Origin of the sequence: Martinezella lusitana (genome assembly GCF_016901135.1) — a bacterium.
GTDB lineage: Bacteria > Pseudomonadota > Alphaproteobacteria > Rhizobiales > Rhizobiaceae > Rhizobium > Rhizobium lusitanum_D.
The window spans coordinates 528,825-551,474 of the sequence record NZ_JAFEVL010000075.1 but is presented as its reverse complement, the minus strand read 5'-3'; the positions used below and the strand labels follow the sequence as shown (position 1 = coordinate 551,474).

The window sequence follows — 22,650 nt, the reverse complement described above, 5'->3', positions numbered from 1 at the left end:
TGCGCTGCATGATAGAATGTGCGTCTCATGCGAGAAAGCGGCTGTCGCAAGCGGCTAATTACGCATGGCATCTTCCGCAGACCGCCAGTTTCGGCCGCGGCCCCTTGTCAGACCGGGCTAACGGATTTACTCACGACTATCGAACCGGGTGCGTTATCACTGACGATGAAACCCGAAACCATGGAAGCTCGCATGACCGTGCCCGAAGATCGCTGCCGCCTTGTTCTCATCGTTCCCGATATTGCCGATATCGAAGAGCAGGCAAAGATTGTGGCCGATGCACTCAGAGGCGGGGACGTGGCGTCGGTGATCATCCCTCAATACGGGCTGGATGACGGCGTTTTCCAGAAACATGCGGAAAAGCTGGTGCCGATCGTGCAGGCGGCGGGTGGCGCGGCGCTGATCGCCGGCGATAGCCGCGTGGCCGGCCGGGCCAAGGCCGACGGGCTGCACATCACAGGCAACGTCGCGGAGCTTACGGATGCCGTGGAGAAATTCGTGCCGAAGCTCATCGTTGGCGCCGGCAATGCGGCGGACAGGCACCACGCGCTGGAGGTCGGCGAACTCCGCCCAGACTATATTTTCTTCGGTAAGCTTGACGGCGACATCAAGCCGGAGGCGCATCCGAAAAATCTCGCGCTTGGCGAATGGTGGGCGTCGATGATCGAGATTCCGTGCATCGTCATGGGCGGCACCGATGCGAAGTCGGCGCTGGAGGTGGCTTTGACCGGTGCCGAATTCGTGGCGCTGCGCGAAGCGGTTTTTGCCGATCCCGCTGCTGCCCCCTCGATCGTCGCTGAAGTGAATGCGCTGCTCGACGAAAAAGCGCCACGGTTTGAGGATTGATAGCGATTCATGTCGTTTGAGCCTCGATTCCGCCATCAAGTCTTTCTTGCCGCGCTCGCCGTAGGGCTCGCGGCATTTCCATTGCTGGCTGCAGCGCAATCGGCAACCGGGGATACCACTTTGCCCGGCGTCACGGGGCAGGCGGACAAGGGGCCTCGGACCGATGACAGCGGACAGGCCGATGACGATTCGGCTATACCGGACGCTCCGCAACACAATGACAGCATCGTAACGCGCCCGATGGACGCGGGTGCCGGTACGTTCAAGACCGAGAAGATCCAGCCGGGTGCCGAGCCAAAGGCCGATAGCGATGTCAAGCCGTCCGAGGGTGTCGGCGTGTTCGACCGCATGGGCGCAAAACTGCCCGATCTGCCGCCGGAGAAGCCTTTCAAGGGGAAGGCCGATGATGCCTACGGCGCGTTCCAGCGCGGCTACTATCTGACCGCGTTCCAGAGGGCCTTGCCGCGAGCACAGCTGGGCGATCCCGCCGCGCAGACCCTGATTGCCGAATTGATGTCGCAGGGACTGGGCGTCAAGCGCGATGCGAAGGACGCCGCCTTCTGGTACAGCAAGGCCGCCGCCGGCGGCGATGAGACATCGATGTTCAAATACGCGCTGATCCTGATGGAAGGGCGCGACGTGCCGCGCGACCAGAAGAAGGCGGATGAGTGGATGAAGAAGGCGGCCGAGGCGGGGCAGGCCTCCGCCGAATTCAACTGGGCCCAGACTTTGACGGCCGAAAACCCTGGAATCAAGGGCCTGCAACTGGCGCTTCCCTATTACGAGAAGTCCGCCGAGCAGGGCATCGCCGACGCGCAATACGCAGTTTCGCAGCTCTATCTCAATATGCCCGACCTGCCGCCGGAAAAGAAGGGGCAGGCTCGGGAGTGGCTTTCGCGCGCGGCCAATGCCGGCTTCGATACCGCGCAGCTCGATATGGGCATCTGGCTGATCAACGGCACGGGCGGCAGGCAGGATCTCGAAAACGGTTTCAACTGGATGCGCGTTGCTGCCTATCGTGGCAATGTTGTCGCGCAGAACAAGCTGGCGCATCTCTATATCAATGCCATCGGCACGAAGCAGGATCCGGTCGCCGCGGCGACCTGGTATGTCATTTCCCGCCGCGCCGGCCTGAAGGATCCGGAGCTTGAGGATTTCTACCAGGGCATTGAGGATTATCAGCAGAAGGCGGCGATCGACGCCGCCAATAAATTTCGCCGGGCGCGGTAGCGGAAGGTCCGAATCCGGTCTTATTCGGCGGAGCCCGGCGCCTGTTTGCATGCGCCATAGCCTCGCCACTTGAAATTCCCCCGATTTTATGGTCTTGAGGCCGCCAATCTTTTATGTGCGCTGACGCTCCCGCTCCGCCGGGGCCTGATTTTCGGGTCCGGTCAGCACCTTCTGCATTATCCAAGGAAATCCGATGGCCCGTTCTGCTCTTCTCAATGTCATGGTTCAGGCTGCCCTCAAGGCAGGCAAGTCACTCAGCCGCGATTTCGGCGAAGTGCAGAACCTGCAGGTTTCGGTGAAGGGACCGGGCGATTTCGTCAGTCAGGCCGATCTCAAGGCGCAGAAGATCATCCGCGATGAGCTGATGAAGGCGCGACCGACCTATGGTTTCCTCGGCGAAGAGGACGAGGAGATCAAGGGCACCGACGGCGCGCATCGCTGGATAGTCGATCCGCTCGATGGCACCACCAACTTCCTGCACGGCATTCCGATGTTCTCTGTGTCGATCGCCCTTGAGCGTAACGGCGAGATCGTCGCCGGCGTCATCTTCAATCCGGCGACGGACGAGCTCTACACCGCCGAGCGCGGCGGTGGCGCTTTCCTCAACGATCGCCGTTTGCGTGTCGCCTCGCGCCGCGTGCTGTCTGATTGCGTCATCGGCTGCGGCGTTCCGCATCTCGGTCGCGGCAATCACGGCAAGTTCCTCGTCGAGTTGCGCCATGTCATGGGTGAAGCCGCCGGCATCCGTCGCGTCGGCTCGGCAGCGCTCGATCTCGCCTATGTGGCGGCCGGCCGCTTCGACGGTTTCTGGGAAGTGGGCCTCTCTGCCTGGGACATGGCTGCCGGCATTCTGCTGATCCGTGAAGCCGGCGGTTTCGTCTCCGATTTCGATGGCGGCACCGATATGCTGGGCACGAGTTCCATCATCTGCGGCAACGAGCACATTCAGAAGGCGCTCGCCGAAGTCGTCAAGCGGCCGATCCCGACGAAGTAAGTTCGTCTTTTCTCATCTTTCATGCGGTGAAACAGTCTGTTGCCAACGGGCTGTTTTGTGCTTTCCGTCTCTTCAATTCGGCACAATGTTGCTCTAGTCTCCGCCTGCGGAAAATGCGGCGGAGCGTGTGATGGAAAATGTGAAATTGGCGGAACTGGGATCGACCGACAACGTGTCGGGTGGTTACGCCTACAAGCTCTCAAGCCCTATGGCTTTCTTCTGGACGATGATTCTTTTCCTGATCATCGTCGGCTTCATCGTCGCTATCCTGTTCCGGCAGGCCCAGGTCGCCTTCCTGCATAATCCCGGCCTCAACGGCCTCATTCTGGGTGTTCTGGCGGTCGGCATCCTCTTGGTTTTCAACCATGTGCTGATGCTGAGGCCGGAGGTTCGCTGGTTCAATCATTTCCGTGCCGTCGGTAATGCCGCTGACAAGGTCGGCCGCAACCCTCGACTTCTGGCACCGATGCGGGCGCTGCTCGGCAATCGCCGCGCGATGCAGCTGTCGACCGCGACCCTGCGCTCCATTCTTGACTCCATTGCGACGCGTCTCGACGAGTCGCGTGATACCTCGCGATATCTCATCGGCCTGCTCGTCTTTCTCGGCCTGCTCGGCACATTCTGGGGTCTGATCGGCACGATCGGCTCGATCAACGACGTTATCCAGAGTCTCGACGTCGGTTCGGGCGACAGCGGCGATATTCTCGGTGCTTTGAAGACCGGCCTGTCCGGTCCGCTGGTCGGCATGGGCACGGCCTTCTCGTCTTCGTTGCTCGGCCTTTCCGGATCGCTGATCCTCGGCTTTCTCGACCTGCAGGCCGGCCGCGCGCAAAACCGCTTCTATACCGAACTCGAGAATTGGCTTTCTTCCGTCACCGATGTCGGTTCCGATATGGCGCCTGTTATCGAAGGTGCAGCCGGCGCCTCTTCGGAGGATGTGCGGGCGCTGTCGGATTATCTGCGCAAGATCGCCGAAGAGGGTGGTGGCCAGCGTTCGGTAACGGCGATGGCGAACCTCGCCGAGGGCATTCAAGGCCTGGTCAAGAACATGCGCAACGAGCAGCAGATGCTGCGCGACTGGATCGAGGCGCAGCAGGAAGAGGCGAAATCGATGCGCCGGACGCTCGATCGCCTTGCCGATCGTATCGGCCATGCCGAGAAGACCGGGAGCAAGTAGACCATGGCGCTCGCCCGCAACCGACGCCATCAGAGATCGGTCGATTATTGGCCTGGATTCGTCGACGCACTGTCGACGCTGCTGATGGCCATCATGTTCCTGCTGACGGTCTTCGTCGTCGGCCAATTCATTCTGAGCCGCGAGATCTCGGGTCGCGACGAGGTGCTCAACCGCCTCAACAGCCGCATCAACGATCTGGTCGAGCAACTGGCGCTGGAAAAGAACGGCAAGCAGGATCTTGAGGATTCGGTCGCCAACCTGCAGGCATCCCTTTCGTCAGCGGAGAGCGAGCGCTCGCGCCTGCAGGCCTTGCTCGCCACCGGTTCTGGCAATAGTCAGGCGGCCGAGACGCGTGTCGGTACACTCACACAGCAGCTCGATGAGCAGAAGCAGGCAAGCGTCAGGGCGCTGAGCCAGGTCGATCTTCTCAATCAGCAGATTGCCGCCTTGCGCAGCCAGATCGCCGCGGTCGAGGCGGCGCTTCAGGCGTCCGAGTCCAAGGATCAGTCGTCGCAGGTCAAGATTGCCGATCTCGGGCGGCGATTGAACGTGGCGCTGGCGCAGCGCGTGCAGGAGTTGAACCGCTATCGCTCCGATTTCTTCGGCCGGTTGCGTGAAATCCTCTCCGACCGCGACAACATCCGCATCGTCGGCGACCGCTTCGTGTTCCAGTCCGAAGTGTTGTTCCCGTCAGGTGCGGCGGATCTCAATCCGGCCGGGCAGGTGGAGATGGCCAAGCTTGCGGCGGCGCTGATAGACCTTGCCAAGGAAATCCCTCCGGAGATCAATTGGGTGTTGCGAGTCGACGGCCATACCGACAACGTGCCGCTCTCGGGCAGCGGCCGCTATGCCGATAACTGGGCACTGTCGTCGGCGCGCGCCATCGCCGTCGTCAAATTCCTGATCGCGCAGGGCGTCCCCGCCGACAGGCTCGTCGCGGCAGGCTTCGGCGAATTCCAACCGATCGCACCCGGCGACACGCCGGAAGCCCGCGCCACCAACCGGCGCATCGAGCTGAAGCTGACGGAGAAGTAGCCTGTCAGCGCCCCGGCGGCGCGACAGCATCGAGGCGTGCCTGGAGAAACTGCCGCACGGCTTCGCTGTCGCTCAAGCCGATTGCAGTGCGATATGCGCTGGAGGCGCTTGCCGTTTCCCCGGTCTCGGTCAGCAGATGCGCACGCACCGCCCAGTAAGGCTGATAGTTGACGATGTCGCGCTCGGCTATCCGGTTCAGCAGAGCCAGTCCGGCAGCCGGACCTTGTACTTTGCCTGTCACTGCCGCGTGGCTGACACGGGCGCCAGCTGTCGGCTTCATGAGCACAAGCGCGTCATAGAGCTTGGCAAGTACCGTCCAGTCGGTCACACCGGAGCGTCGTCGGTCGGCGTGTACGGATTGAATGGCCGCCTGGCACTGGAACGGACCGAGACGGACGAATGTACCGGCCAGTCGCAGCAGCTTGTCGGCCTCGATGATCATTTCGGCATCCCAGAGCGTGGTATCCTGTTGATCGAGAGGGACATACTGCCCATTCACATCGCGACGGGCTCCGCGACGGGATTCGCTATAGAGCATCAGCGACAACAAGCCTGCCGCTTCCGGTTCCTGGGGCAGGGTTGCAAGCAGCGTGCGGCCGAGCCAGATGGCTTCATCCGCGAGATGGCCTTGCTTGCTGGTCTCGCCATCCACCCCGTCCCAACCGAGCCCGTAGGCGGCATATATGGCGGAGAGCACGCTCTCCAATCGACTTGGCAACGCGGATCGCTCCGGAACGACGAAAGGGATGTGTGCGTCACGGATCTTGATCTTTGCCCGCACCAGCCGCTGGCTCATGGCTTGCGGCGAAACGAGGAAGGCCTTGGCTATGGTTGCGGCATCGACGGCCAGTACGGATTGCAGCATCAGCGGGGTGTGAGCCGAGCGATCCAAAGCCGGATGGGCGCAGACGAAGAGGAGCTTCAAGCGCTCATCTGGAAAGGTGGAATTGTCGGCATTCATGCGTTCCTCCGCTTCTTCGAAGGCCATCATGATCCTGTCGCGCGCTCCGGCCCTGATGTTCTCGTGCCGCACCCGGCGAAGGAGGTTACGCTTGGCTGCAACCAACAGCCAGGCTTCCGGATTGTCGGGGATGCCGCGTTCCGGCCAGGTACTCAACGCTGCCGTGATCGCATCGGACAAGGCATCCTCGGCCGCCGGCACGTCGCGGAAGCGCGCGGCGAGAAAAGCAATCAGCTTGCCGTAGGATTGACGCGCCGCTTGCTCGGCAGCGCGTCGGGCATCCAATGCCATGATGGCTACATCTGCAATCGCGGCCGTATCTCGACCGAGCCTTGCTGGGAGATCGGTATACGCAAGGCCCATTCCAGCGCGGCATCGAGATCCGGCACGTCGATCAGATAGAAGCCGCCAAGCTGCTCCTTACCGTCAGGGAAGGGACCGTCCTTTACCTCGTGGTCCTCGCCCTGGCGACGGACGACCGTTGCCGTTTCCGGCGCGGTCAATCCCGCGCCGCCAGTCATGATGCCGGCCTGGACAAGTGCCTGAGTGTAGGCAATCCAGCCGTTCTTGTAGGCTGGATCCTCGCGGCGGTTAAAATCCTCGGCCGATTCACGGATGATCAAAGCATATTGCATGAGACAACTCCCACTTACTTTGTTGACGATAGCCGGACGGACGCAGCACCTGAAAATTCAATTGTAGAATATGCAACGCTGCCGGCGAAGCGACTTTCTGCCGCTTCGATACAATGAGCCGCGAGCAGCGTCGAATTCGACAGGCGTGAAGGGATTCTCGAAGTTTATTGTCGAACAAACGAAAACGGCCGGCACGCCTGAAGGCGACCGGCCGGTCTTTATAGCAAACGCTTGACGCGAAGTCTTAGGCAGTAGCGGTGGTCTGGTCGTCGATGACGGCGCCACCAACATGTGCCTTGATCGATTCGATGGCATGCAGGGCCGAAGCCTTCGCCTTGTAGCCTTCGGACCCGAACATGGTTTCGCCGTTCGAGGCTTTGAAGCGGAAGCGAAACTCGCCGGCCTTGTCCTTGTAGACTTCAAATTTGTACATGGTTCTCGTCTCCTAGAATCGCGTCAGCGCGGGATAACGTTGAAAATCTAGCTCAACTTGAAAGTTATTTCTACAAGGTTGTATGCGGCTTGACTTAACCCGGTTCGCGTTATTTCGCGATGAGCATGTGCTCCTCGATCCCGGCATCGAATTGCAGGCGCGCGAGCTTCGCATAGATGCCGCCGTGGCGGATCAGGCTCTGATGCGTGCCCTCCTCGACGATGCGGCCCTGATCCAGCACCAGAATGCGGTCGGCCTTCAGCACGGTTGCCAGACGATGCGCGATGACGAGCGTCGTGCGCGTTTCCATCAGGCCTTCCAGCGCCTTCTGCACCAGGGTTTCGCTCTCGGCATCGAGCGCGGAGGTCGCTTCGTCGAGCAGCAAAACCGGCGCATTCTTCAAGATTGCGCGTGCAATGGCGATGCGCTGGCGCTGGCCGCCGGAAAGTGTGACGCCGCGCTCGCCCGCCTGCGTGTCGTATCCCTGCTCCAGGCGTGAAATGAATTCGTCCGCCTGCGCGGCGATGGCAGCGGCGCGCACCTCGTCGCGGGAGGCGCCTGGGCGGCCGAAGGCGATATTGTCGTGGATCGAGGCGACAAAAATCGTCGTGTCCTGCGGCACGATGGCGATGCGTTCGCGCAATGCCTCCGGCGGTACGCGGCTGATATCCACGCCGTCGACGGCGACGCTGCCCTGCTGCGGATCGTAAAAGCGCAGCAGCAGCGAGAAGATGGTGCTTTTGCCGGCCCCTGAGGCGCCGACGATCGCCACGGTTTCGCCTGATGTGACCGAGAAGGACAGGCCGTGCAGTGCCGATCTGTTCGGCCTTGACGGGTAGGAGAAATGGACGTCTGCGAATTCCACGCGACCCTGGGGTGGCTGCGGCAGGGGCAGGGGATCGGCCGGGGCTGCGATCGGCGAAACTTCGGCAAGAAGCTCGCCAAGGCGGTCGGCAGCACCAGCTGCTTGGGACAGCTCGCCCCAGACTTCCGATAGCGAACCGAGCGAGGAGCCGGCAATGACGGAATAGAGCAGGAACTGGCCGAGCGTTCCCGCCGACATCGTGCCGTCGAGCACGTTCTGCGCGCCGACCCAGAGAACGGCAACGATGCTGCCGAAGACCATGGCGATGGCAAAGCCTGTGAGCAGCGAGCGGGATTTGATCGCCGCGCGCGCCGCCTGATAGGCGTCTTCGACCGCTAAGCCGTAGCGTCGGGAGGCTGCGTCCTCGCCGTTATAGGCCTGTATGGTGCGGCTGGCGGCGATGGTTTCGTTGGCATAGGCCGATGCATGCGCCAGCGTATCCTGCGCGGCGCGGGAGCGTTTGCGCACGGAACGGCCGAAACTGACAAGCGGCAGCACGATGATGGGGATCGCGATCAGCACGATGCTCGAGAGCTTCGGGCTGGTGAAGATCATCATCACCATGGCGCCGAGACAGAGGATGAGGTTGCGCAGTGCCACCGAGGCAGTCGCGCCGACGGCCGACTTGATCTGCGTCGTATCGGCCGTCAGCCGCGAGACGATCTCGCCCGACTGGTTGACGTCGAAGAAGGAGGGGGAAAGCCGCGTCACGTGATCGAAGACTTCGCGGCGCATGTCCGAGACGATGCGCTCGCCGATCGAAATGACGAAGTAGTAGCGCAGGGCGCTCGCCGCTGCGAGCACCAGGGCCATGGCCATGATTGCGATGAAATAGCTGTCGATGAGGCCGCGGTCGATCTGATCGAAGCCATGATCGATCATGCGGCGCACGGCGATCGGCAGAGCGAGCGACGTAACGGCGGCAATGACAAGTGCTACGAGCGCTCCGGCCACCATGCCCCGATACCGCCTGAGGTAGGGTGTCAGTCGTCCAAGGGGTCGGATGGACCTGTTGGTTTTTTCGTCTGCCTGGCCAATTTCCGACAAGTCGTCTCCAATCCCCATATCAGCAAGGGACTTGACGTTTTCGCCCCTTGTTATCCCTGCCGCCTTCATGTATAGGCACGCCATCTTAATTGGAAGCCGTGGCCTAACCGGACTGCGGCTTCATTTATTCAATCGGTTCGGTTGCCGCAATGCCTTGCGACAAATGGACCCTGCCATGACAGGAAGATTGTTATGAAGGCGAACATCCATCCCGACTACCACACCATCAAGGTGGTCATGACCGACGGCACCGAATATGAAACCCGCTCGACCTGGGGTTCCGAAGGCGCTGTCATGAATCTTGAAATCGACAGCAAGTCCCATCCGGCCTGGACGGGCGGCAACCAGCAGATGATGGACCGCGCCGGCCGCGTTTCGAAGTTCAACAAGCGCTTCGGCGGTCTTGGCATCTAATCGCTTCGCGATCTGCAGTTTTGAAAGAGCCCGGTTTTGCCGGGCTTTTTTATTGTTTTGCGGTGGCCGGCTGGTGCGGCGCGATTATTTCGCTATGACGCGAAAACAAAACCGGCCGCGCAAAGCACGACCGGTTCAAACCCGTCACCGATATCTCGATCGGTTCAATTGTTGCCGAAAGCCGTCTGCAGCAGGGTGAGCTGTGCCTTGACGCTGTTCTGGTTGTCCGGAACGATCGCGGCTTCCGTCGGGCGATAAATCTCGCGGTCGAGCAGGGCGACGCGGTTCTGCAGGCGAAGGGAGCGCTCGACGAGGTCGCGGAAGGATTCCGGCAGGTCGTTCCAGCCGGGTGCGGTGCGGTCCACGTTGAAGCCGTCGAGGCGAACCTTGTTCTTCTCGGCCAGCACCTGATCGCGTGACATTTCGCCATTGTTGACGGCGCGCTGCAGCAGCAGCCAGGAGGCCATCTGCATGAGGCGGGTGGTCAGGCGCATGGATTCTGCGGCGTAAAGTACGGAGGCCATGCGCGGCAGAACCTTGGAGGCGGCCCGGCCCTGACCGTCCAGATAGCCGGCGGTTTCCTCGACCAGCGACATGCCCTCGGCATACAGCGCCCTGAACTGTGCCGAAGAAGCGGCGTGGCCAGCGAAGCTGATCGTGTTCAACCCAAGTTCCGACATCGAATAAATCCCTGCTTCACGCAACACTTTTGTTCAGGAAAAGCCGGTCAAGTCCCTAAGAGCTTTCCGCATCTGCTTTTATGACTTTAAGATGGTGGTTTTAACTGAAATTCGCAAGGCGATTCTTAAGAAAGGGTTAATCTCCACAGTTTCGTCGGAGAGGCCGATACATGGCAAAAAAGAAGAGCCGCAAAAGCGGCTCTCAAGGTAAAACAGGGAGAAAAATCAGACCAATTCGCCAAGTGGAGGAACTGTCTGAGTCCAGAGCAAATCTGGATGATCACAGTAATAAGTCATAAAGCTTAATATTTTGTTGAGCATATCGCGATCAAAATCTTGCCGCCTCGATTTTGCGCTGCCGGCGTCAGAAACGAAAGAGATTCTCCGCCGCCTTGCGGCCGGATGCCTTGGTGGCAATTTCCTCCTCCAGCCGGGCGATTTCGCTCTGCAGGAGTGCTATGCGGTTTTTCAGCTCATCGACAGACAGCAGCGACAGATCGCTGCCGATCTCGTGGACTGATGGCTGCTGCGGACGATCATCGTCGAAAATGCTCATTTTGGCTCCTCCTTTTCCCGCAAAGGGATCAGGTGCCGTAATTTACAGTTATATCGTCCTTTTTTGAAGTCTCGCTTCGCGCGAGTGACATGCTCTCCGGCGTGATCATCTGGGCGTTGGCGGATGGCATCGTCGTGTAGGCGTCGCGATCGCCCGCGGGTTTGGCGGCGCGGCGGCGGCTACGGAAGATGGAATAGGCTGTTATGAGCACGTGGGCGACGGCTGTCAGGAAGAAGAGGGAGTAGGGGCCGACGGAGGACATGACAGGTCCGCCGATCGTCGGGCCGATGATGGTGCCGATGCCATAGAGCAGCAACAGGCCGCCGGAAACCTTAACGAAGTCCTCCGGCGCGGCGAAGTCGTTGGCGTGGGCGACGGCGATCGGATAGAGCGTGTTGGCGACAGCGCCGTAGACCACCACCATGCCGATGAGGAAGTAGGGGCTGCTGGGTTTCAGCAGGAAGAGCAGCAGGCCGTCGAGAGCCGCGATGGCGGCCATGCCCGCCAGCACGTAGCGGCGGTCGATGCGGTCGGAAAGACGTCCGGCCGGAAACTGCATCACGGCGCCGGCAAAGATAGTCGAGCTCATCATAATCGCGATGTCACGATCGGAAAGGCCGGCATTGGCGCCGAAGACGGCGCCGAGCGTGCCGTAAGCGCCATTGGCGATACCAACAAGCAGGATGCCGAGCGAGGCCACGGGCGAATTGCGGTAGAGCGCCTTCAGGTCGAGGCTGACGGCTTTCAGCGGCTGCGGCGAGGCGGCGGTCGACAGCGTCGTCGGCAGCATGGCGATGCAATAGCAGATGCCGCACATCATGAAGAGAATGGGCGTATGGATGTCGGCGAAGGGCACCATCATCTGGCCGGCGACCGCGCCGATCAGCGTGATGCCGATATAGAGCGAAAAGATTGCCCCACGGCTCTCGTTTGTGGCACGCTCGTTGAGCCAGCTTTCGATGATCATCGAGGTACCGGCGGTGCAGAAGCCGGTGACGGCGCGCAGCGCCACCCACCAGGTGGCGTCGACGACGATGCCGGTCAGCAGCGCGATGATGGCGATGACGGAGATGAAGCCGGAAAAGGCGCGGACATGGCCGATGCGTCGGACCACCTTCGGCGCGGTCAGGCAGCCGAGCACGAAACCGGTGGCCCAGGTCGTGCCGAGCAGGCCGAGCGTCGTGGTCGCGTAGCCCTCGGCCGTGCCGCGTACCGGCAGCAGCAGGCTATGCAGGCCGTTTCCCGTAAAAAGGAAAAGCGTGCCGAACAGCAGGGCCAATACGGGCAAAATATTTCTTTTCATGCTCCCCACCTTCATGCGGATCCGTTTAAGGAACCGATAAGACAGGAATCCCCTCCTGTCCGTCTTCGCTATTGATTGTGTCCCGGATTGCCGCTATCGGCGTGTAGAAACAGTCTGTTGGCGCGGAAAGATGTCCGTCCTATGACGTTAGAGCATGATCAAGAAAACTGCGCAGCGGTTTTTGGTCGCGGTTATGCTCACTCTTGCGCAAACGGGGAAAAATAGCGTGACAAAAGTCATCGCGGTGCTGCTGCTGCTCGCCATGGCGGTGCAAGTCATCAAGCCACTGGGGTTACCGGGCCTCAGGCGTCGGGTCGATTTCTGGAAGATCGCCATCATCGCCTTTGCCGTATGGACAGTTGCGCTGATCATCAACGAGACGTTTTAGAGCCGCTCAGGCCCGGATGGCGGCTTTCGAGCGCAGATGCGCCTCTCTTCAGAGCAGGATTTCGCCGCGCATGACCTTGACGCAGCTGCCCGACAGAAAGACATCATTTACCACGCCGTCAGATTTCCTGACGTCGACGCCGATCAGGCTGCGCCGACCCATCTCGACGCCTTGTTCGATGGTGATTTTCACCTCGGCATCGCGCGCCGGCAGCAGCGAGGTCAGATAGGCGCTGAGTGCTGCGGAGGCGCTGCCGGTTGCCGGGTCCTCGATGACATTGTCGAGCGGCGCGAACATGCGGGCGCGAATGTGCCACGGATTTTCGGCCGACCGCGTATAGAGAAAGAGCGAGAAGCCCGTCTTGTCTTCCTTGTGCCGCGCGGCCGCCTCGGCGAAAACAGCGGCATTCGGGCGGGCCTTGCCGAGTGTTTCGAGGCTATCCAATTCGGCAAAGGCAAAGGGCAGCCCGACGGAGGCAAATGTCGGCGCATGCGATGTCCTGCGGATCGAAAGAGGCTCGATCTGCACGCAGCGGGCAATCAGCTCGTCGGCGATCGTCTCGCCAATGGTAAGCTTTCCGGGCGCGCGGATGCTGGCCCCGGTGACGTCAGCACCACTGCGCAGCAACGTCACATTCACCAGACCGGCATCCTCTTCGAAGATCAGCTTGTCACCGACAGACTTTCCGAAGATCTCCCGTTGCTGGCCAAGTGCGAAAGCGGTGCCGACATTGGGATGGCCGGCAAAGGGAATTTCAGCCGTCGGGGTGAAGATGCGGACGCGTGCCGTACGATCCGGGTTTTCCGGCGGCAGCACGAAGGTCGTTTCGGAATAGCCGAATTCGGCCGCGATCTTCTGCATCGCATCGCCGCTAAGGCCGCGGGCATCAGGAATGACGGCCAGCGGATTGCCGACGAAACGCTCGGAGGTGAAGACATCAACGGTGACATAGGCGGCGGTATTCATGGCGGCTCCCGATGCTTTCATAGGACTGCCAAGGATATAACCGCGGGCCGAGCATGGCTGAAGGCCGGAACTTGTGCCGGTGACAAGTTCAGGTCATCCGTCCAATTCGAATAAGACTCGGACGCGGGTGGGAGAGCTATTTTTCGGAGACGTGGCTTATCGAAAACTCCCTCGCGGCCATTAAGACAGGCATGAGCCCTCGACCGGCATCGGTGAGCTGATACTCGACGCGCGGCGGCTGCTCGCCAAAGTCTCGTCTCTCAACAAGGCCGTCACTCTCAAGCTCTCGCAGGTGCTGCGTCAGCATCTTCTGCGAAATGCCCGGCATGTCCCGTTTCAATCGCGAGGTCCGCATGGATGGCTCGGCGAAGAGGCGGAATAGGATCGGCAGCTTCCAGCGCCCGCTGATCATTCGAAGCATTCTGGTGACATGTGCCACAGACCCGTCCGGACCGAGGCATACTGACCGCTCTTCGCGTTCTACGGGCACTTTAAAGTGCGTAATTGTCTCGCTCATCGTTCTGTTCTTTTGTGAGGTATCGACTTCAAGATAGGTACCGCGCAATGGATTTGAAACTGGACGGGAAGACCGCGCTCATCACCGGGAGCAGCAAAGGTATTGGAGAAGCGACCGCCAGAGGGCTTGCTCGCGAGAAGGTGGTCGTCGTTGTCCATGGCCGCGACAGGACACAAACGGAACGGGTCGTCCATGACATCATCACCGACGGAGGACGCGCCCATGCCGTTGTCGGAGACCTCACGATTGACGGCGACGTGCAGCGCCTCGTCGATGAGGCACAGGCGCTTGCCGGTCCGATAGACATCGTGATCAACAATGCCGGCGGCTCAGGTGACGCGGAGGATTGGACGAGCAGTCGCGCTGCTTCATGGGCGTCCGCCTACGATCGCAACGTTCTCGCTGCCGTGAGAGTAACGACCCTGCTGCTCCCGAGAATGCGGCAGGCCAAGTGGGGGCGGGTCGTCAACATTTCGAGCCTAGCCGGTTTGATGCCGCCAGCCTCCAGGCCTGATTATTCCGCTTGCAAGGCCGCGATGAATGCAATGACGGTCTCTATGGCGAAGGCGGTCGCTGCCGACGGGGTCACAGTCAATACGGTATCGCCCGGCACGATACACAGCGCGAGGCTGGACGCCCGGTTTCGCGAGGTCGCCGTGGAGCAAGGACTTGCGCAAGACGCTTCGTGGGAGACGATCGAACAAGCGGTGCTGCCGATGTTCGCCCAGGTCCCCGTGAGCCGCGTGGGGACCCTGGAGGAGATAGCCGATGCGGTTTCGTTCCTCGTCAGTCCGCGGGCCGCGTACATAACCGGCGTCAATCTGAGGCTCGATGGTGGCATGCTGCCGACCATCTAGAAGGAATTGGTTGGTGGTGACCGCAATGGGTCGATACCGCAGTTCTCTAGTCACCCGCCTTGGCCGAAGGCCGGGAAATCCGGCACGGTTTCCTTCGAGTTTTGCCAGGACGCTGGCAAGGAGGAGATTGGGCAGTAGCGGTAGCGCGTCGTGCTGCCCGCGACCTGGGTGACAAAGCTATCGGAATCCGGGACGGCGATGGTGGCATTCGCCGTGTGTTTCTTGCCCTTCGTCTGCTCCTGACATTTCTCCGTCATCGTGTAGGACGCGCCGTCGTGCGTCACTCCGTCGATCGCGCAAAGGTCGGAGCCTTCCTCGAACGCCGTGCCGGTGTACTGGATGACGATCGCCTGGTATGCCTCTCCGCACGGCGCATCCGAGTTCACGTAGTAGCCGGGACGCAACGGCAGCTTTGTCTCTGCGGGGGCGGGCGTGGCCTGTGCAAGCTGTGTCGTCGCCGGGATAGTCGCCGCAAAAGCCTTTAGCAGCGCGGGCTGGGCCCCTTCTGTTTTGAGCACTGCCGCAGGTATGATAACCGGTTCCTCGCAGGCAGCCATCACATGTGGCAACCCGAGTTGGAGCGCCAACCCGCCGCCCTTTGCGTCCAGCCAGACCATCATGCCCGGTGGTCCGTCTGTTGCCTCGCTCAGCAAAGCCTGCTTGCAATCGTCAAGGTCGCTACCCGGTGCGTCGCCAGCGCCGTATCCAGCCATATAGAGATCGAACAGTCGCTTGGAAGCCAGGGTGACGACTTTGGTGCCGTCTGCCTGTTGCGCCAACGCTACCGTGCCGGTTAGGGTCGCTGGAAGCAGATGCGTCCAGTCGACGGGTTGTCCCGTCGTCAGGTCGTAGACGATAGACATTGTGCCCGAGTCTGGGTGGGCGCTTCCGTCGCAATCAAGCGAATCCGTGATGACTAGGCTGAGGAACCCAGGCCCCCTCATGGCAACATCCACCGAGCGTTGCCAGTCACCACCCTTGCAGTCCTTGGATGCCTTAAGAACATTGAGATCCAGGCGCTTCAATGCGGTGTTAATACGATGTTCGGCATCGTCGACAGGCGCGATCAACTGCGGCATGGCCGCGATGTCTTTGCCGACAGGGCTAGGCACCGTCAGGTGCACGGGACGGTCTGCCGACAGGGTAGGCCCTGCCATGCAGGCGTAGGCAAGCAGGACGACGCAACTTATCTTCCACATCAGAACCTCGAAACGGCAAATCTCTTCAGGCAGCTGTGGCACAGAAAATGGCGATCACATAGTGCTCTGAGCCTTTGCACCAAAATTGGTACCCAAGCGGGCCGCGTAGTTCTTTCAACTTACTGAGAGAGAAACCGGGTGGGCCGGATAAGGGGTTCTTCAGGCGCATCTTACCGCATCAAAGCAAAAAGCCCCGACCGCATTGCGATCGGGGCTTTTTGTTCATTCGAACGCTACCTGAAATCAAGCAGCCTGTTCGCGATCCTTCGTCCAGCTGCCCTTGGCGGCGAGATAGTTCATCTCGGCGCGATGGGCGAAGGCGCGCTGGCCGGCGGCGACGTTTTCCGGCTTGCCGCCCCATGCCTTCAGCGCACTGTCCTGCAGGGCGCGGCCATAGGAGAAGGTCACCTGCCAGGGCAGGTCGTAGCCGGAGTTGATGGCGGAGAGATGGGCGGTCGCTTCTTCGGTCGACTGGCCGCCGGAGAGGAAGGCGATGCCGGGAACGGCCGAGGGCACGGTTTCCTTCAGCACCTTGACGGTGCGCTCGGCAACCTGCTCGACGGAAGCCTTGCGAGCCTTCTTGCCGTCAATGACCATGCTCGGCTTCAGGATCATGCCTTCGAGCTTGATGCGGGCTTCCGCGAGCTCCTGGAAGACGATCTGCAGCGTCCAGCGGGTCACTTCCTCGCTGCGGTCGAGATCCTGCGTGCCGGGTTCGCCGTCCATCAGCACTTCCGGCTCGACGATCGGGACGATTTTGGCCTGCTGGCAAAGGGCGGCGTAACGGGCAAGCGCATGGGCGTTGGCCTTGACGGCGCCATAGGTCGGCAGCGTGTCGGAAATAGCGATCACGCCGCGCCACTTGGCGAAACGGGCGCCGGCTTCGTAATATTTCGCCAGGCGATCGGCGAGGCCGTCGAGGCCTTCGGTGATGGTTTCGCCCGGGAAGCCGGCCAGCGGCTTGGCGCCAATATCGACCTTGATGCCGGGAATGCTGTCTGCGGCCCTGATGACGTCGACGAAAGGCGTGCCGTTCGCGGCTTTCTGAAAGAGGGTTTCCTCATAGAGGATGACGCCGGAGATGTATTTCTTCATCGCGTCTTCGGAGCGGAAGAGCATTTCGCGATAGTCGCGGCGGCTCTCTTCCGTGGAGACGAGAGAGATGGTGTCGAAGCGCTTCTTGTTGGTGGCGGTGGATTCATCCGCCGCCAGGAGGCCCTTGCCACCGGCAACCATCTTTACGGCAATGTCTTCAATTCGTTCGCTCATTTTGTTTCTCCAAGGCGATTTCAGTCGGCGACAAGATCAATATAGATCGGCGATAACAGAAGTATAGAAGGAGGGAAATGGCTGGCTAACTAATTGAAACGATTGAAATGATTTCAACCGTTTGAAAGTTTCGGAGGCTATCTTAGCACTCACAGGAAAGCCGCGAAAGCCTTCGCCTTCGCGGCTCTCTTCACTCGTTTGTGCGAACGCGCTTACTTGGCCGTCTGGAGAACGGCGACGCCGGGCAGAACCTTGCCCTCCATCCATTCGAGGAAGGCGCCGCCGGCGGTCGAGACGTAGGTGAAGTCATCGGCAACGCCGGCGTGATTGAGCGCGGAAACCGTGTCGCCGCCACCGGCGACGGAGGTCAGCTTGCCGTTCCTAGTGCATTCGGCGGCATATTTGGCGGCCGCAACGGTTGCGGCATCGAAGGGGGCGATTTCGAAGGCGCCGAGCGGGCCGTTCCAGACCAGCGTCGTGGCGCGGCCGATCCAGCTCTTGATTGCCTCAACCGACTTCGGGCCGACATCGAGCACCATGGCGTCAGCCGGGATGGCTTCGATGGCGACGACCTCGTTGTCGGCGCCTGCCTTGAACTCGCGGGCGACGACGCCGTCTTCCGGCAGGACGATCGCGCAGCCGGACGTGGCGGCTTCGATCATGATCTGCTTGGCGGTGTTGGCGAGGTCATGCTCGCAAAGCGACTTGCCGACATTCGTGCCGCGAGCGGCAAGGAACGTGTTGGCCATGCCGCCGCCGATCACCAGCGCATCGACCCTCTTCACGAGGTTCATCAGCAGGTCGATCTTGGTCGAGACCTTGGCGCCGCCAACGATGGCGACGACCGGGCGGACCGGGTTGCCGAGGCCTTTTTCCAGGGCCTCAAGCTCGGCCTGCATGGTGCGGCCGGCATAGGCCGGCAGGAGGTGGGCGAGGCCTTCGGTCGAGGAGTGGGCACGGTGGGCAGCAGAGAAGGCGTCGTTAACGTAGATGTCGCCATTGGCGGCAAGCGCCTTGGTGAAGGCCACGTCGTTCTTTTCTTCTTCCTTATGGAAGCGGGTATTTTCCAGCAACAGGATGTCACCATTGTTCATCTGGGCAATCGCGTCGGCAGCCGGGGCACCGATGCAATCGGAGGCGAAGAGAACGGCGTGGTCGAGGACTTCCTCGACCGCCGGGATGATGAGGCCGAGGGAAAGGTCCGGTGACGGGCCATCCTTCGGGCGGCCGAAGTGGGCGAGCAGGATCACCTTGGCACCCTTTTCGGACAGTTCCAGAATCGTCGGCGTGACGCGCTCGATGCGGGTCGCATCGGTGACCTTGCCGTCCTTGACCGGCACATTCAGGTCGACGCGCACGAGCACGCGCTTGCCGGTGATGTCGGTGAGATCGTCGAGGGTTTTGAAGGCTGCCATGGGGAGGATCCAATGTTGTTGGTAGCGTGAAGTGCGCCGACCATACTACGGATGATCGGAGACGCAAGGCGGTCAGGCGTCGTTTTTGCCGGTATTGGAATCGGTTGAAACAGCCCCTCCCGCACGTTCGCGACGTCTGCGCAGAAAGCTGCGAATGCCGTTCAGAATATCGTGCAGATTGATGAAAATCGGCAGGATGACCGGCGGTTCTAACGCTTCCAACGACATCCCAACAGACTGGATATGATCGTTCTCATCGAGATCGCGGACGATGAGGATGATTTCGCCGAGACGCACCCGGTCGGCATAATCGGCCTTGCCGCCGAGGCGCTGACGCATGAGTTCGGCGATGGTGAGGCCCTTCTCGTGTTCGCTGAGCAGCCCCGGCCCATAGGCCGCGTCGAGATCGGCGGCGGGGCGCAACGGCGAGATCGAGAAGGCGCCGAAGAATTCGGCATCATCAGGATCGACCGCCGCGCGGCTGGCGAAGAGGCGATCGAGCAGGCGCGAATAGCTGGGCGCGATGAAGAGATAGATGACATCGTTTTCGCGCAGGCGGCCGGCATACTGATAGCGCATCGACTTGCCGTCGCGCACGACGAGAGAAGGCATGGCCCAGCGCGGAATGCGCTCGCCGCGCAGAACCGGGCTGTCTTTCACGACGCGATAGGAAAGCAGCTCGTGACTGGCCGTGCCCGGCAGGTCGACCTCGACCTTGTCGATCGCGCCGATGCGAGGTGGCACGATGAGGCCGAGCTTGCGCGCCATGGGCTTGATGGTCCAGCCCTGGACGAGCAGCGACACCAGCACGACGATGAAGGCCACGTTGAAATAGGTCTGGCCTGCCTCGAGATTGCCGAGGATCGGCATGATCGCAAGCAGGATGGAGACGGCGCCGCGCAGGCCGACCCAAGCGACGAAGCCGGTCTCGCGCTGGGTATAATCGAAGGGCAGCAGGCAGAGCCAGACGGCGATCGGCCGGGCAATGAAGATCAGGAACAGGGCCAGAGCTACCGAGGGGATGGCGATTGCGGGAAACTGCGATGGCGTGGCGAGCAGGCCAAGGACGAGGAACATGATGATCTGGGCCAGCCAGGTCATGCCGTCCTGGAAGCGCTTGATGGAGGCCGAGGCCGGCATCTTGCGGTTGCCGGCATAGATGCCAGCGACATAGACGGCCAGGAAGCCACTGCCGCCGACGGCGCCGGTGAAGGAAAAGACGAGCAGCGCCAGCGCCAACACGAAAATCGGCGTCAAGCCGCGATCGGTCTCCAGGCGGCTGACAATGAGGACGATCATCATGCCGCCGAGCAGGCCGAGGATAACGCCAAGCCCCATCTGCTGGATAAACGTCGCCAGCATGGCAAGGTTGATGCCGCCATAGCCTTCGCCGCTTGCCAGCAGCTCGACCAGGGCCAGCGTCAGGAAGATGGCCATCGGATCGTTGGTGCCGGATTCGACTTCCAGTGTGGAGCGCACCTTGTCGCGGATATTGATGCCGCCGATGCGCAGCAGGAAGAAGACGGCGGCAGCGTCGGTGGAGGCGACGATCGAACCGAGCAGCAGGCCCTGCAGCCAGGTGAAGCCGAGAAGCCAAGTGGAGGCGAGGGCAAACAGAGCTGCGGTCACGAGAACGCCGACGGAGGCGATGGTCAGGGCCGGCGCTGCCGCGAGCTTGAACGCCTGGATCGGCGTGCCGTAGCCGGAATCGAAGAGGATGATGGCAAGCGCGAGGGAGCCGAGGATATAGGCGAGATAATTGTTGGAGAATTCGATGCCCAGCCCATCCGTGCCGGCCGCGAGCCCGATCATCAGGAACAGCAACAGCAGTGGGGCGCCGAAGCGGAAGGCAAGCAGGCTCGAGAAAGCCGCGATCAGGATCAGGACCGTGCTGACCAGCACGATGACGTAAAATGCCTCCACCTTGTTCTTCCCCTTCCAGTGCGCCGCTGCTGGGACCAAAAGCCCGGATCGTTCAAAACTCCCCCATCGTCCATCATGCTATCGCGCCATGCAATTTTGCAAACACGGATGCCTTTCGGGGAGGGTCTTGGGATATAGATCCGCTCCGATGGCTGCGACATCATGATGTGAGGCGCACCGCCAGAACGGCCGTGCGGCTTTGGAACGCCCTGGGAGAATTCCATTTGGAAATTTATTGGTAAATCTGGACCATAGCAGGGCAGGAGGCGAAAAAATCTGAAATGTTTTTAAGAAGATGCGCGGATCGATCGCGGCTGCGGATCAGACGTCGACACGCTTGAAATAGATAGGATAGTCGATTACCAGGCCGTCCGCGTCGACAGGCAGGTCGACGGTGAAGGCCCTGTCTTCGGCGGCATAGCGATAGAGCGCTCCCGGCACGATGCAGGTGTAGTGCTGGCCGTCGCGTACGGGATCGAAACTGTCGAACGGAATATAGAGCATGGAAAGCTTCGCCGTTCCGTCTTCCGGCGTCAGCTCGAGCCGGCGGATCGGCAGGCTGTTGGTGAAGGGCGAACCATAGAGGTCGATGTCGATACAGCCGTCGAATTGCGGCAGGGCAAGGCCGTCTTCGGTGCGCCAATGCCCCTTGCCGTCGGAAAGCAGGGCAAGGCGCCGGCCATCGGTGGTATCGACGCTAAAGGATAGAACGGCCCAGTTGGCCGTGCAGTCGATGCGGTAGAAGACGCCGTAGGGCGAACCGCCACGTCCGCCGATAATCATGCCACTGGCGCGAATGGTCGCGCCAGTGGCCGTGTCGTTGATCGGAGCGATCGTCAGATGCTCCAGTCCGTCTCCTTCGATCGGACGCCAGCGGACTGTCGTCGGAAGGAGAGAGCGGAAGGCCATGATCAGATCAGCTTGGCAAGCGCGACGGCCGTGTCGGACATGCGGCTGGAGAAGCCCCATTCGTTGTCGTACCAGGACAGGACGCGCACGAAGTTGCCTTCCAGAACCTTGGTCTGGTCGGTCGCGAAGATCGACGAATGGCTGTCATGGTTGAAGTCGCGGGAAACCAGCGGCTCGTCGGTGTAGCCGAGGATGCCCTTCAGCTTGCCGTTCGATGCAGCCTTGATGGCTTCGTTGATTTCACCGACCGTCGTTGCCTTCTTGGACACGAACTTGAAGTCGACAACCGAAACGTTCGGGGTCGGAACGCGGATCGACGTGCCGTCGAGCTTGCCCTTCAGGTGCGGCAGAACGAGACCAACAGCCTTTGCAGCGCCCGTCGAGGTCGGGATCATGGACAGGGCTGCGGCGCGGGCGCGGTACAGGTCCTTGTGCATGGTGTCGAGCGTCGGCTGGTCGCCGGTGTAGGAGTGGATGGTCGTCATGAAGCCATGATCGATACCGATGGCGTCGTCGAGGACCTTGACGACCGGCACCAGGCAGTTCGTGGTACAGGACGCGTTGGAGATGACCAAATGCTCCTTGGTGAGCTGGTCGTGGTTGACACCGAAAACGACGGTCAGGTCGGCGCCATCAGCAGGAGCGGAAACGATGACGCGCTTGGCACCGGCTGTCAGGTGAGCGGCGGCCTTGTCGCGGGCAGTGAAGATGCCCGTGCATTCCATGGCGATATCGACGCCGAGGTCGCGGTGCGGCAGCGTTGCCGGATCCTTGATCGCCGTGACCTTGATTGGCTTGCCGCCGCCAACAATGATCGTGTCGCCCTCGACCTTCACCTCGGCCGGGAAACGGCCATGGATCGAATCGTAACGCAGAAGATGGGCATTGGTCTCGACCGGGCCGAGGTCGTTGATGGCAACGACTTCGATGTCGGTGCGGCCGGATTCGACGATGGCGCGCAGAACGTTGCGACCGATACGGCCAAAGCCGTTGATGGCTACTTTTACAGTCATTTGAAATTCACTCCCGTT

At 61.0% G+C, this 22,650-nt stretch carries 22 protein-coding genes and 1 pseudogene; 8 read left to right on the top strand and 15 right to left on the bottom strand.

Translation table 11 applies throughout. The annotated features are described in order from the left end of the window. Nucleotides 1-192: 192 nt before the first annotated feature. The 5 genes from JTP94_RS34415 (at nucleotide 193) to JTP94_RS34395 (ending at nucleotide 5,282) form a co-directional block, all read left to right on the top strand. Nucleotides 193-846, top strand: coding sequence for a thiamine phosphate synthase (locus JTP94_RS34415; RefSeq protein WP_204854799.1), 654 nt, complete (start codon nucleotides 193-195; stop codon nucleotides 844-846). A gap of 9 nt (nucleotides 847-855) precedes the next feature. Further along, nucleotides 856-2,076, top strand: coding sequence for a tetratricopeptide repeat protein (locus JTP94_RS34410; protein ID WP_246755447.1), 1,221 nt, complete (start codon nucleotides 856-858; stop codon nucleotides 2,074-2,076). Nucleotides 2,077-2,269: 193 nt separating this feature from the next. Continuing rightward, nucleotides 2,270-3,070, top strand: a complete 801-nt coding sequence (locus JTP94_RS34405; protein WP_204854798.1) for an inositol monophosphatase family protein — start codon at nucleotides 2,270-2,272, stop codon at nucleotides 3,068-3,070. 130 nt (nucleotides 3,071-3,200) lie between these two features. After that, the gene (locus JTP94_RS34400) at nucleotides 3,201-4,247 is read left to right on the top strand and encodes a MotA/TolQ/ExbB proton channel family protein (RefSeq protein WP_204854797.1); all 1,047 of its coding nucleotides are present in this window, start codon (nucleotides 3,201-3,203) and stop codon (nucleotides 4,245-4,247) included. A gap of 3 nt (nucleotides 4,248-4,250) precedes the next feature. After that, a complete protein-coding gene (locus JTP94_RS34395) occupies nucleotides 4,251-5,282 on the top strand; it encodes a peptidoglycan -binding protein (RefSeq protein WP_204854796.1) in 1,032 nt (343 codons plus the stop codon). 4 nt (nucleotides 5,283-5,286) lie between these two features. Here the strand turns inward: JTP94_RS34395 and JTP94_RS34390 are convergent, their stop codons facing one another. The 4 genes from JTP94_RS34390 to JTP94_RS34375 form a co-directional block, all read right to left on the bottom strand. Further along, the gene (locus JTP94_RS34390; RefSeq protein ID WP_204854795.1) at nucleotides 5,287-6,534 is read right to left on the bottom strand and encodes an RNA polymerase sigma factor; all 1,248 of its coding nucleotides are present in this window, start codon (nucleotides 6,532-6,534) and stop codon (nucleotides 5,287-5,289) included. 5 nt (nucleotides 6,535-6,539) lie between these two features. Next, nucleotides 6,540-6,878 (bottom strand): YciI family protein, encoded by a 339-nt coding sequence (locus tag JTP94_RS34385; protein ID WP_204854794.1) that lies wholly within the window; start codon nucleotides 6,876-6,878, stop codon nucleotides 6,540-6,542. A gap of 244 nt (nucleotides 6,879-7,122) precedes the next feature. Beyond that, nucleotides 7,123-7,311 (bottom strand): YegP family protein, encoded by a 189-nt coding sequence (locus JTP94_RS34380; protein ID WP_015341032.1) that lies wholly within the window; start codon nucleotides 7,309-7,311, stop codon nucleotides 7,123-7,125. 109 nt (nucleotides 7,312-7,420) lie between these two features. Further along, a complete protein-coding gene (locus tag JTP94_RS34375; RefSeq protein WP_409456657.1) occupies nucleotides 7,421-9,241 on the bottom strand; it encodes an ABC transporter transmembrane domain-containing protein in 1,821 nt (606 codons plus the stop codon). Nucleotides 9,242-9,415: 174 nt separating this feature from the next. On the opposite strand from JTP94_RS34375, the gene rpmE reads away from it, so the two are divergent. After that, a complete protein-coding gene (rpmE, locus tag JTP94_RS34370) occupies nucleotides 9,416-9,637 on the top strand; it encodes a 50S ribosomal protein L31 (protein ID WP_034503571.1) in 222 nt (73 codons plus the stop codon). A gap of 164 nt (nucleotides 9,638-9,801) precedes the next feature. Here the strand turns inward: rpmE and JTP94_RS34365 are convergent, their stop codons facing one another. The 3 genes from JTP94_RS34365 to JTP94_RS34355 all read right to left on the bottom strand — a co-directional run bounded on the left by JTP94_RS34365 (nucleotide 9,802) and on the right by JTP94_RS34355 (nucleotide 12,176). Further along, entirely contained in the window at nucleotides 9,802-10,317 is a 516-nt protein-coding gene (locus JTP94_RS34365; RefSeq protein ID WP_204854792.1) for a DUF1465 family protein, read from the bottom strand. Between the two features lie 364 nt (nucleotides 10,318-10,681). Next, complete coding sequence (locus JTP94_RS34360; RefSeq protein ID WP_204854791.1) at nucleotides 10,682-10,873, bottom strand: DUF1192 domain-containing protein; 192 nt, start codon at nucleotides 10,871-10,873, stop codon at nucleotides 10,682-10,684. Nucleotides 10,874-10,901: 28 nt separating this feature from the next. Next, nucleotides 10,902-12,176, bottom strand: a complete 1,275-nt coding sequence (locus JTP94_RS34355; protein WP_204854790.1) for an MFS transporter — start codon at nucleotides 12,174-12,176, stop codon at nucleotides 10,902-10,904. A 154-nt stretch (nucleotides 12,177-12,330) separates the two neighbouring features. Between JTP94_RS34355 and JTP94_RS34350 the strand changes: the two genes are divergently transcribed. Then, nucleotides 12,331-12,564, top strand: a complete 234-nt coding sequence (locus tag JTP94_RS34350; RefSeq protein ID WP_037196458.1) for a hypothetical protein — start codon at nucleotides 12,331-12,333, stop codon at nucleotides 12,562-12,564. Between the two features lie 48 nt (nucleotides 12,565-12,612). Here the strand turns inward: JTP94_RS34350 and JTP94_RS34345 are convergent, their stop codons facing one another. After that, on the bottom strand, nucleotides 12,613-13,530 hold the full coding sequence (locus JTP94_RS34345) for a PhzF family phenazine biosynthesis protein (RefSeq protein ID WP_204854789.1): 918 nt from the start codon (nucleotides 13,528-13,530) through the stop codon (nucleotides 12,613-12,615). Nucleotides 13,531-13,666: 136 nt separating this feature from the next. Then, nucleotides 13,667-14,047, bottom strand: coding sequence for a helix-turn-helix domain-containing protein (locus JTP94_RS34340; protein WP_204854788.1), 381 nt, complete (start codon nucleotides 14,045-14,047; stop codon nucleotides 13,667-13,669). A 47-nt stretch (nucleotides 14,048-14,094) separates the two neighbouring features. Between JTP94_RS34340 and JTP94_RS34335 the strand changes: the two genes are divergently transcribed. Next, nucleotides 14,095-14,904 carry an SDR family NAD(P)-dependent oxidoreductase gene (locus JTP94_RS34335; protein ID WP_204854787.1) on the top strand — a complete coding sequence of 270 codons (810 nt, stop codon included), beginning with the start codon at nucleotides 14,095-14,097 and terminating at the stop codon, nucleotides 14,902-14,904. 50 nt (nucleotides 14,905-14,954) lie between these two features. On the opposite strand, the gene JTP94_RS34330 is transcribed toward JTP94_RS34335, so the two are convergent. From JTP94_RS34330 to gap, 6 genes and pseudogenes are all read right to left on the bottom strand, one after another. Beyond that, a complete protein-coding gene (locus JTP94_RS34330) occupies nucleotides 14,955-16,103 on the bottom strand; it encodes a hypothetical protein (protein WP_204854786.1) in 1,149 nt (382 codons plus the stop codon). A 243-nt stretch (nucleotides 16,104-16,346) separates the two neighbouring features. After that, nucleotides 16,347-17,372: a class I fructose-bisphosphate aldolase gene (locus JTP94_RS34325; RefSeq protein WP_204854785.1), complete on the bottom strand. Its 1,026-nt coding sequence runs from the start codon at nucleotides 17,370-17,372 to the stop codon at nucleotides 16,347-16,349. A 212-nt stretch (nucleotides 17,373-17,584) separates the two neighbouring features. Next, nucleotides 17,585-18,843, bottom strand: a pseudogene (locus tag JTP94_RS34320) (phosphoglycerate kinase). Nucleotides 18,844-18,859: 16 nt separating this feature from the next. Continuing rightward, on the bottom strand, nucleotides 18,860-20,710 hold the full coding sequence (locus JTP94_RS34315; protein ID WP_204854783.1) for a potassium/proton antiporter: 1,851 nt from the start codon (nucleotides 20,708-20,710) through the stop codon (nucleotides 18,860-18,862). Nucleotides 20,711-21,031: 321 nt separating this feature from the next. Then, entirely contained in the window at nucleotides 21,032-21,619 is a 588-nt protein-coding gene (locus JTP94_RS34310) for a putative glycolipid-binding domain-containing protein (RefSeq protein WP_204854781.1), read from the bottom strand. A gap of 2 nt (nucleotides 21,620-21,621) precedes the next feature. Continuing rightward, nucleotides 21,622-22,632: a type I glyceraldehyde-3-phosphate dehydrogenase gene (gene gap / locus JTP94_RS34305; RefSeq protein WP_204854779.1), complete on the bottom strand. Its 1,011-nt coding sequence runs from the start codon at nucleotides 22,630-22,632 to the stop codon at nucleotides 21,622-21,624. Nucleotides 22,633-22,650: the final 18 nt, after the last annotated feature.

What these genes read in the sequence shown, in the direction of transcription:
- JTP94_RS34415 (WP_204854799.1), top strand. Translation starts at nt 193, where the DNA reads ATGACCGTGCCCGAAGATCGCTGCCGCCTTGTTCTCATCGTTCCCGAT.
- JTP94_RS34410 (WP_246755447.1), top strand. Translation starts at nt 856, where the DNA reads ATGTCGTTTGAGCCTCGATTCCGCCATCAAGTCTTTCTTGCCGCGCTC.
- JTP94_RS34405 (WP_204854798.1), top strand. Translation starts at nt 2,270, where the DNA reads ATGGCCCGTTCTGCTCTTCTCAATGTCATGGTTCAGGCTGCCCTCAAG.
- JTP94_RS34400 (WP_204854797.1), top strand. Translation starts at nt 3,201, where the DNA reads ATGGAAAATGTGAAATTGGCGGAACTGGGATCGACCGACAACGTGTCG.
- JTP94_RS34395 (WP_204854796.1), top strand. Translation starts at nt 4,251, where the DNA reads ATGGCGCTCGCCCGCAACCGACGCCATCAGAGATCGGTCGATTATTGG.
- JTP94_RS34390 (WP_204854795.1), bottom strand. Translation starts at nt 6,534, where the DNA reads ATGGCATTGGATGCCCGACGCGCTGCCGAGCAAGCGGCGCGTCAATCC.
- JTP94_RS34385 (WP_204854794.1), bottom strand. Translation starts at nt 6,878, where the DNA reads ATGCAATATGCTTTGATCATCCGTGAATCGGCCGAGGATTTTAACCGC.
- JTP94_RS34380 (WP_015341032.1), bottom strand. Translation starts at nt 7,311, where the DNA reads ATGTACAAATTTGAAGTCTACAAGGACAAGGCCGGCGAGTTTCGCTTC.
- JTP94_RS34375 (WP_409456657.1), bottom strand. Translation starts at nt 9,241, where the DNA reads ATGGGGATTGGAGACGACTTGTCGGAAATTGGCCAGGCAGACGAAAAA.
- rpmE (WP_034503571.1), top strand. Translation starts at nt 9,416, where the DNA reads ATGAAGGCGAACATCCATCCCGACTACCACACCATCAAGGTGGTCATG.
- JTP94_RS34365 (WP_204854792.1), bottom strand. Translation starts at nt 10,317, where the DNA reads ATGTCGGAACTTGGGTTGAACACGATCAGCTTCGCTGGCCACGCCGCT.
- JTP94_RS34360 (WP_204854791.1), bottom strand. Translation starts at nt 10,873, where the DNA reads ATGAGCATTTTCGACGATGATCGTCCGCAGCAGCCATCAGTCCACGAG.
- JTP94_RS34355 (WP_204854790.1), bottom strand. Translation starts at nt 12,176, where the DNA reads ATGAAAAGAAATATTTTGCCCGTATTGGCCCTGCTGTTCGGCACGCTT.
- JTP94_RS34350 (WP_037196458.1), top strand. Translation starts at nt 12,331, where the DNA reads ATGATCAAGAAAACTGCGCAGCGGTTTTTGGTCGCGGTTATGCTCACT.
- JTP94_RS34345 (WP_204854789.1), bottom strand. Translation starts at nt 13,530, where the DNA reads ATGAATACCGCCGCCTATGTCACCGTTGATGTCTTCACCTCCGAGCGT.
- JTP94_RS34340 (WP_204854788.1), bottom strand. Translation starts at nt 14,047, where the DNA reads ATGAGCGAGACAATTACGCACTTTAAAGTGCCCGTAGAACGCGAAGAG.
- JTP94_RS34335 (WP_204854787.1), top strand. Translation starts at nt 14,095, where the DNA reads ATGGATTTGAAACTGGACGGGAAGACCGCGCTCATCACCGGGAGCAGC.
- JTP94_RS34330 (WP_204854786.1), bottom strand. Translation starts at nt 16,103, where the DNA reads ATGTGGAAGATAAGTTGCGTCGTCCTGCTTGCCTACGCCTGCATGGCA.
- JTP94_RS34325 (WP_204854785.1), bottom strand. Translation starts at nt 17,372, where the DNA reads ATGAGCGAACGAATTGAAGACATTGCCGTAAAGATGGTTGCCGGTGGC.
- JTP94_RS34310 (WP_204854781.1), bottom strand. Translation starts at nt 21,619, where the DNA reads ATGGCCTTCCGCTCTCTCCTTCCGACGACAGTCCGCTGGCGTCCGATC.
- gap (WP_204854779.1), bottom strand. Translation starts at nt 22,632, where the DNA reads ATGACTGTAAAAGTAGCCATCAACGGCTTTGGCCGTATCGGTCGCAAC.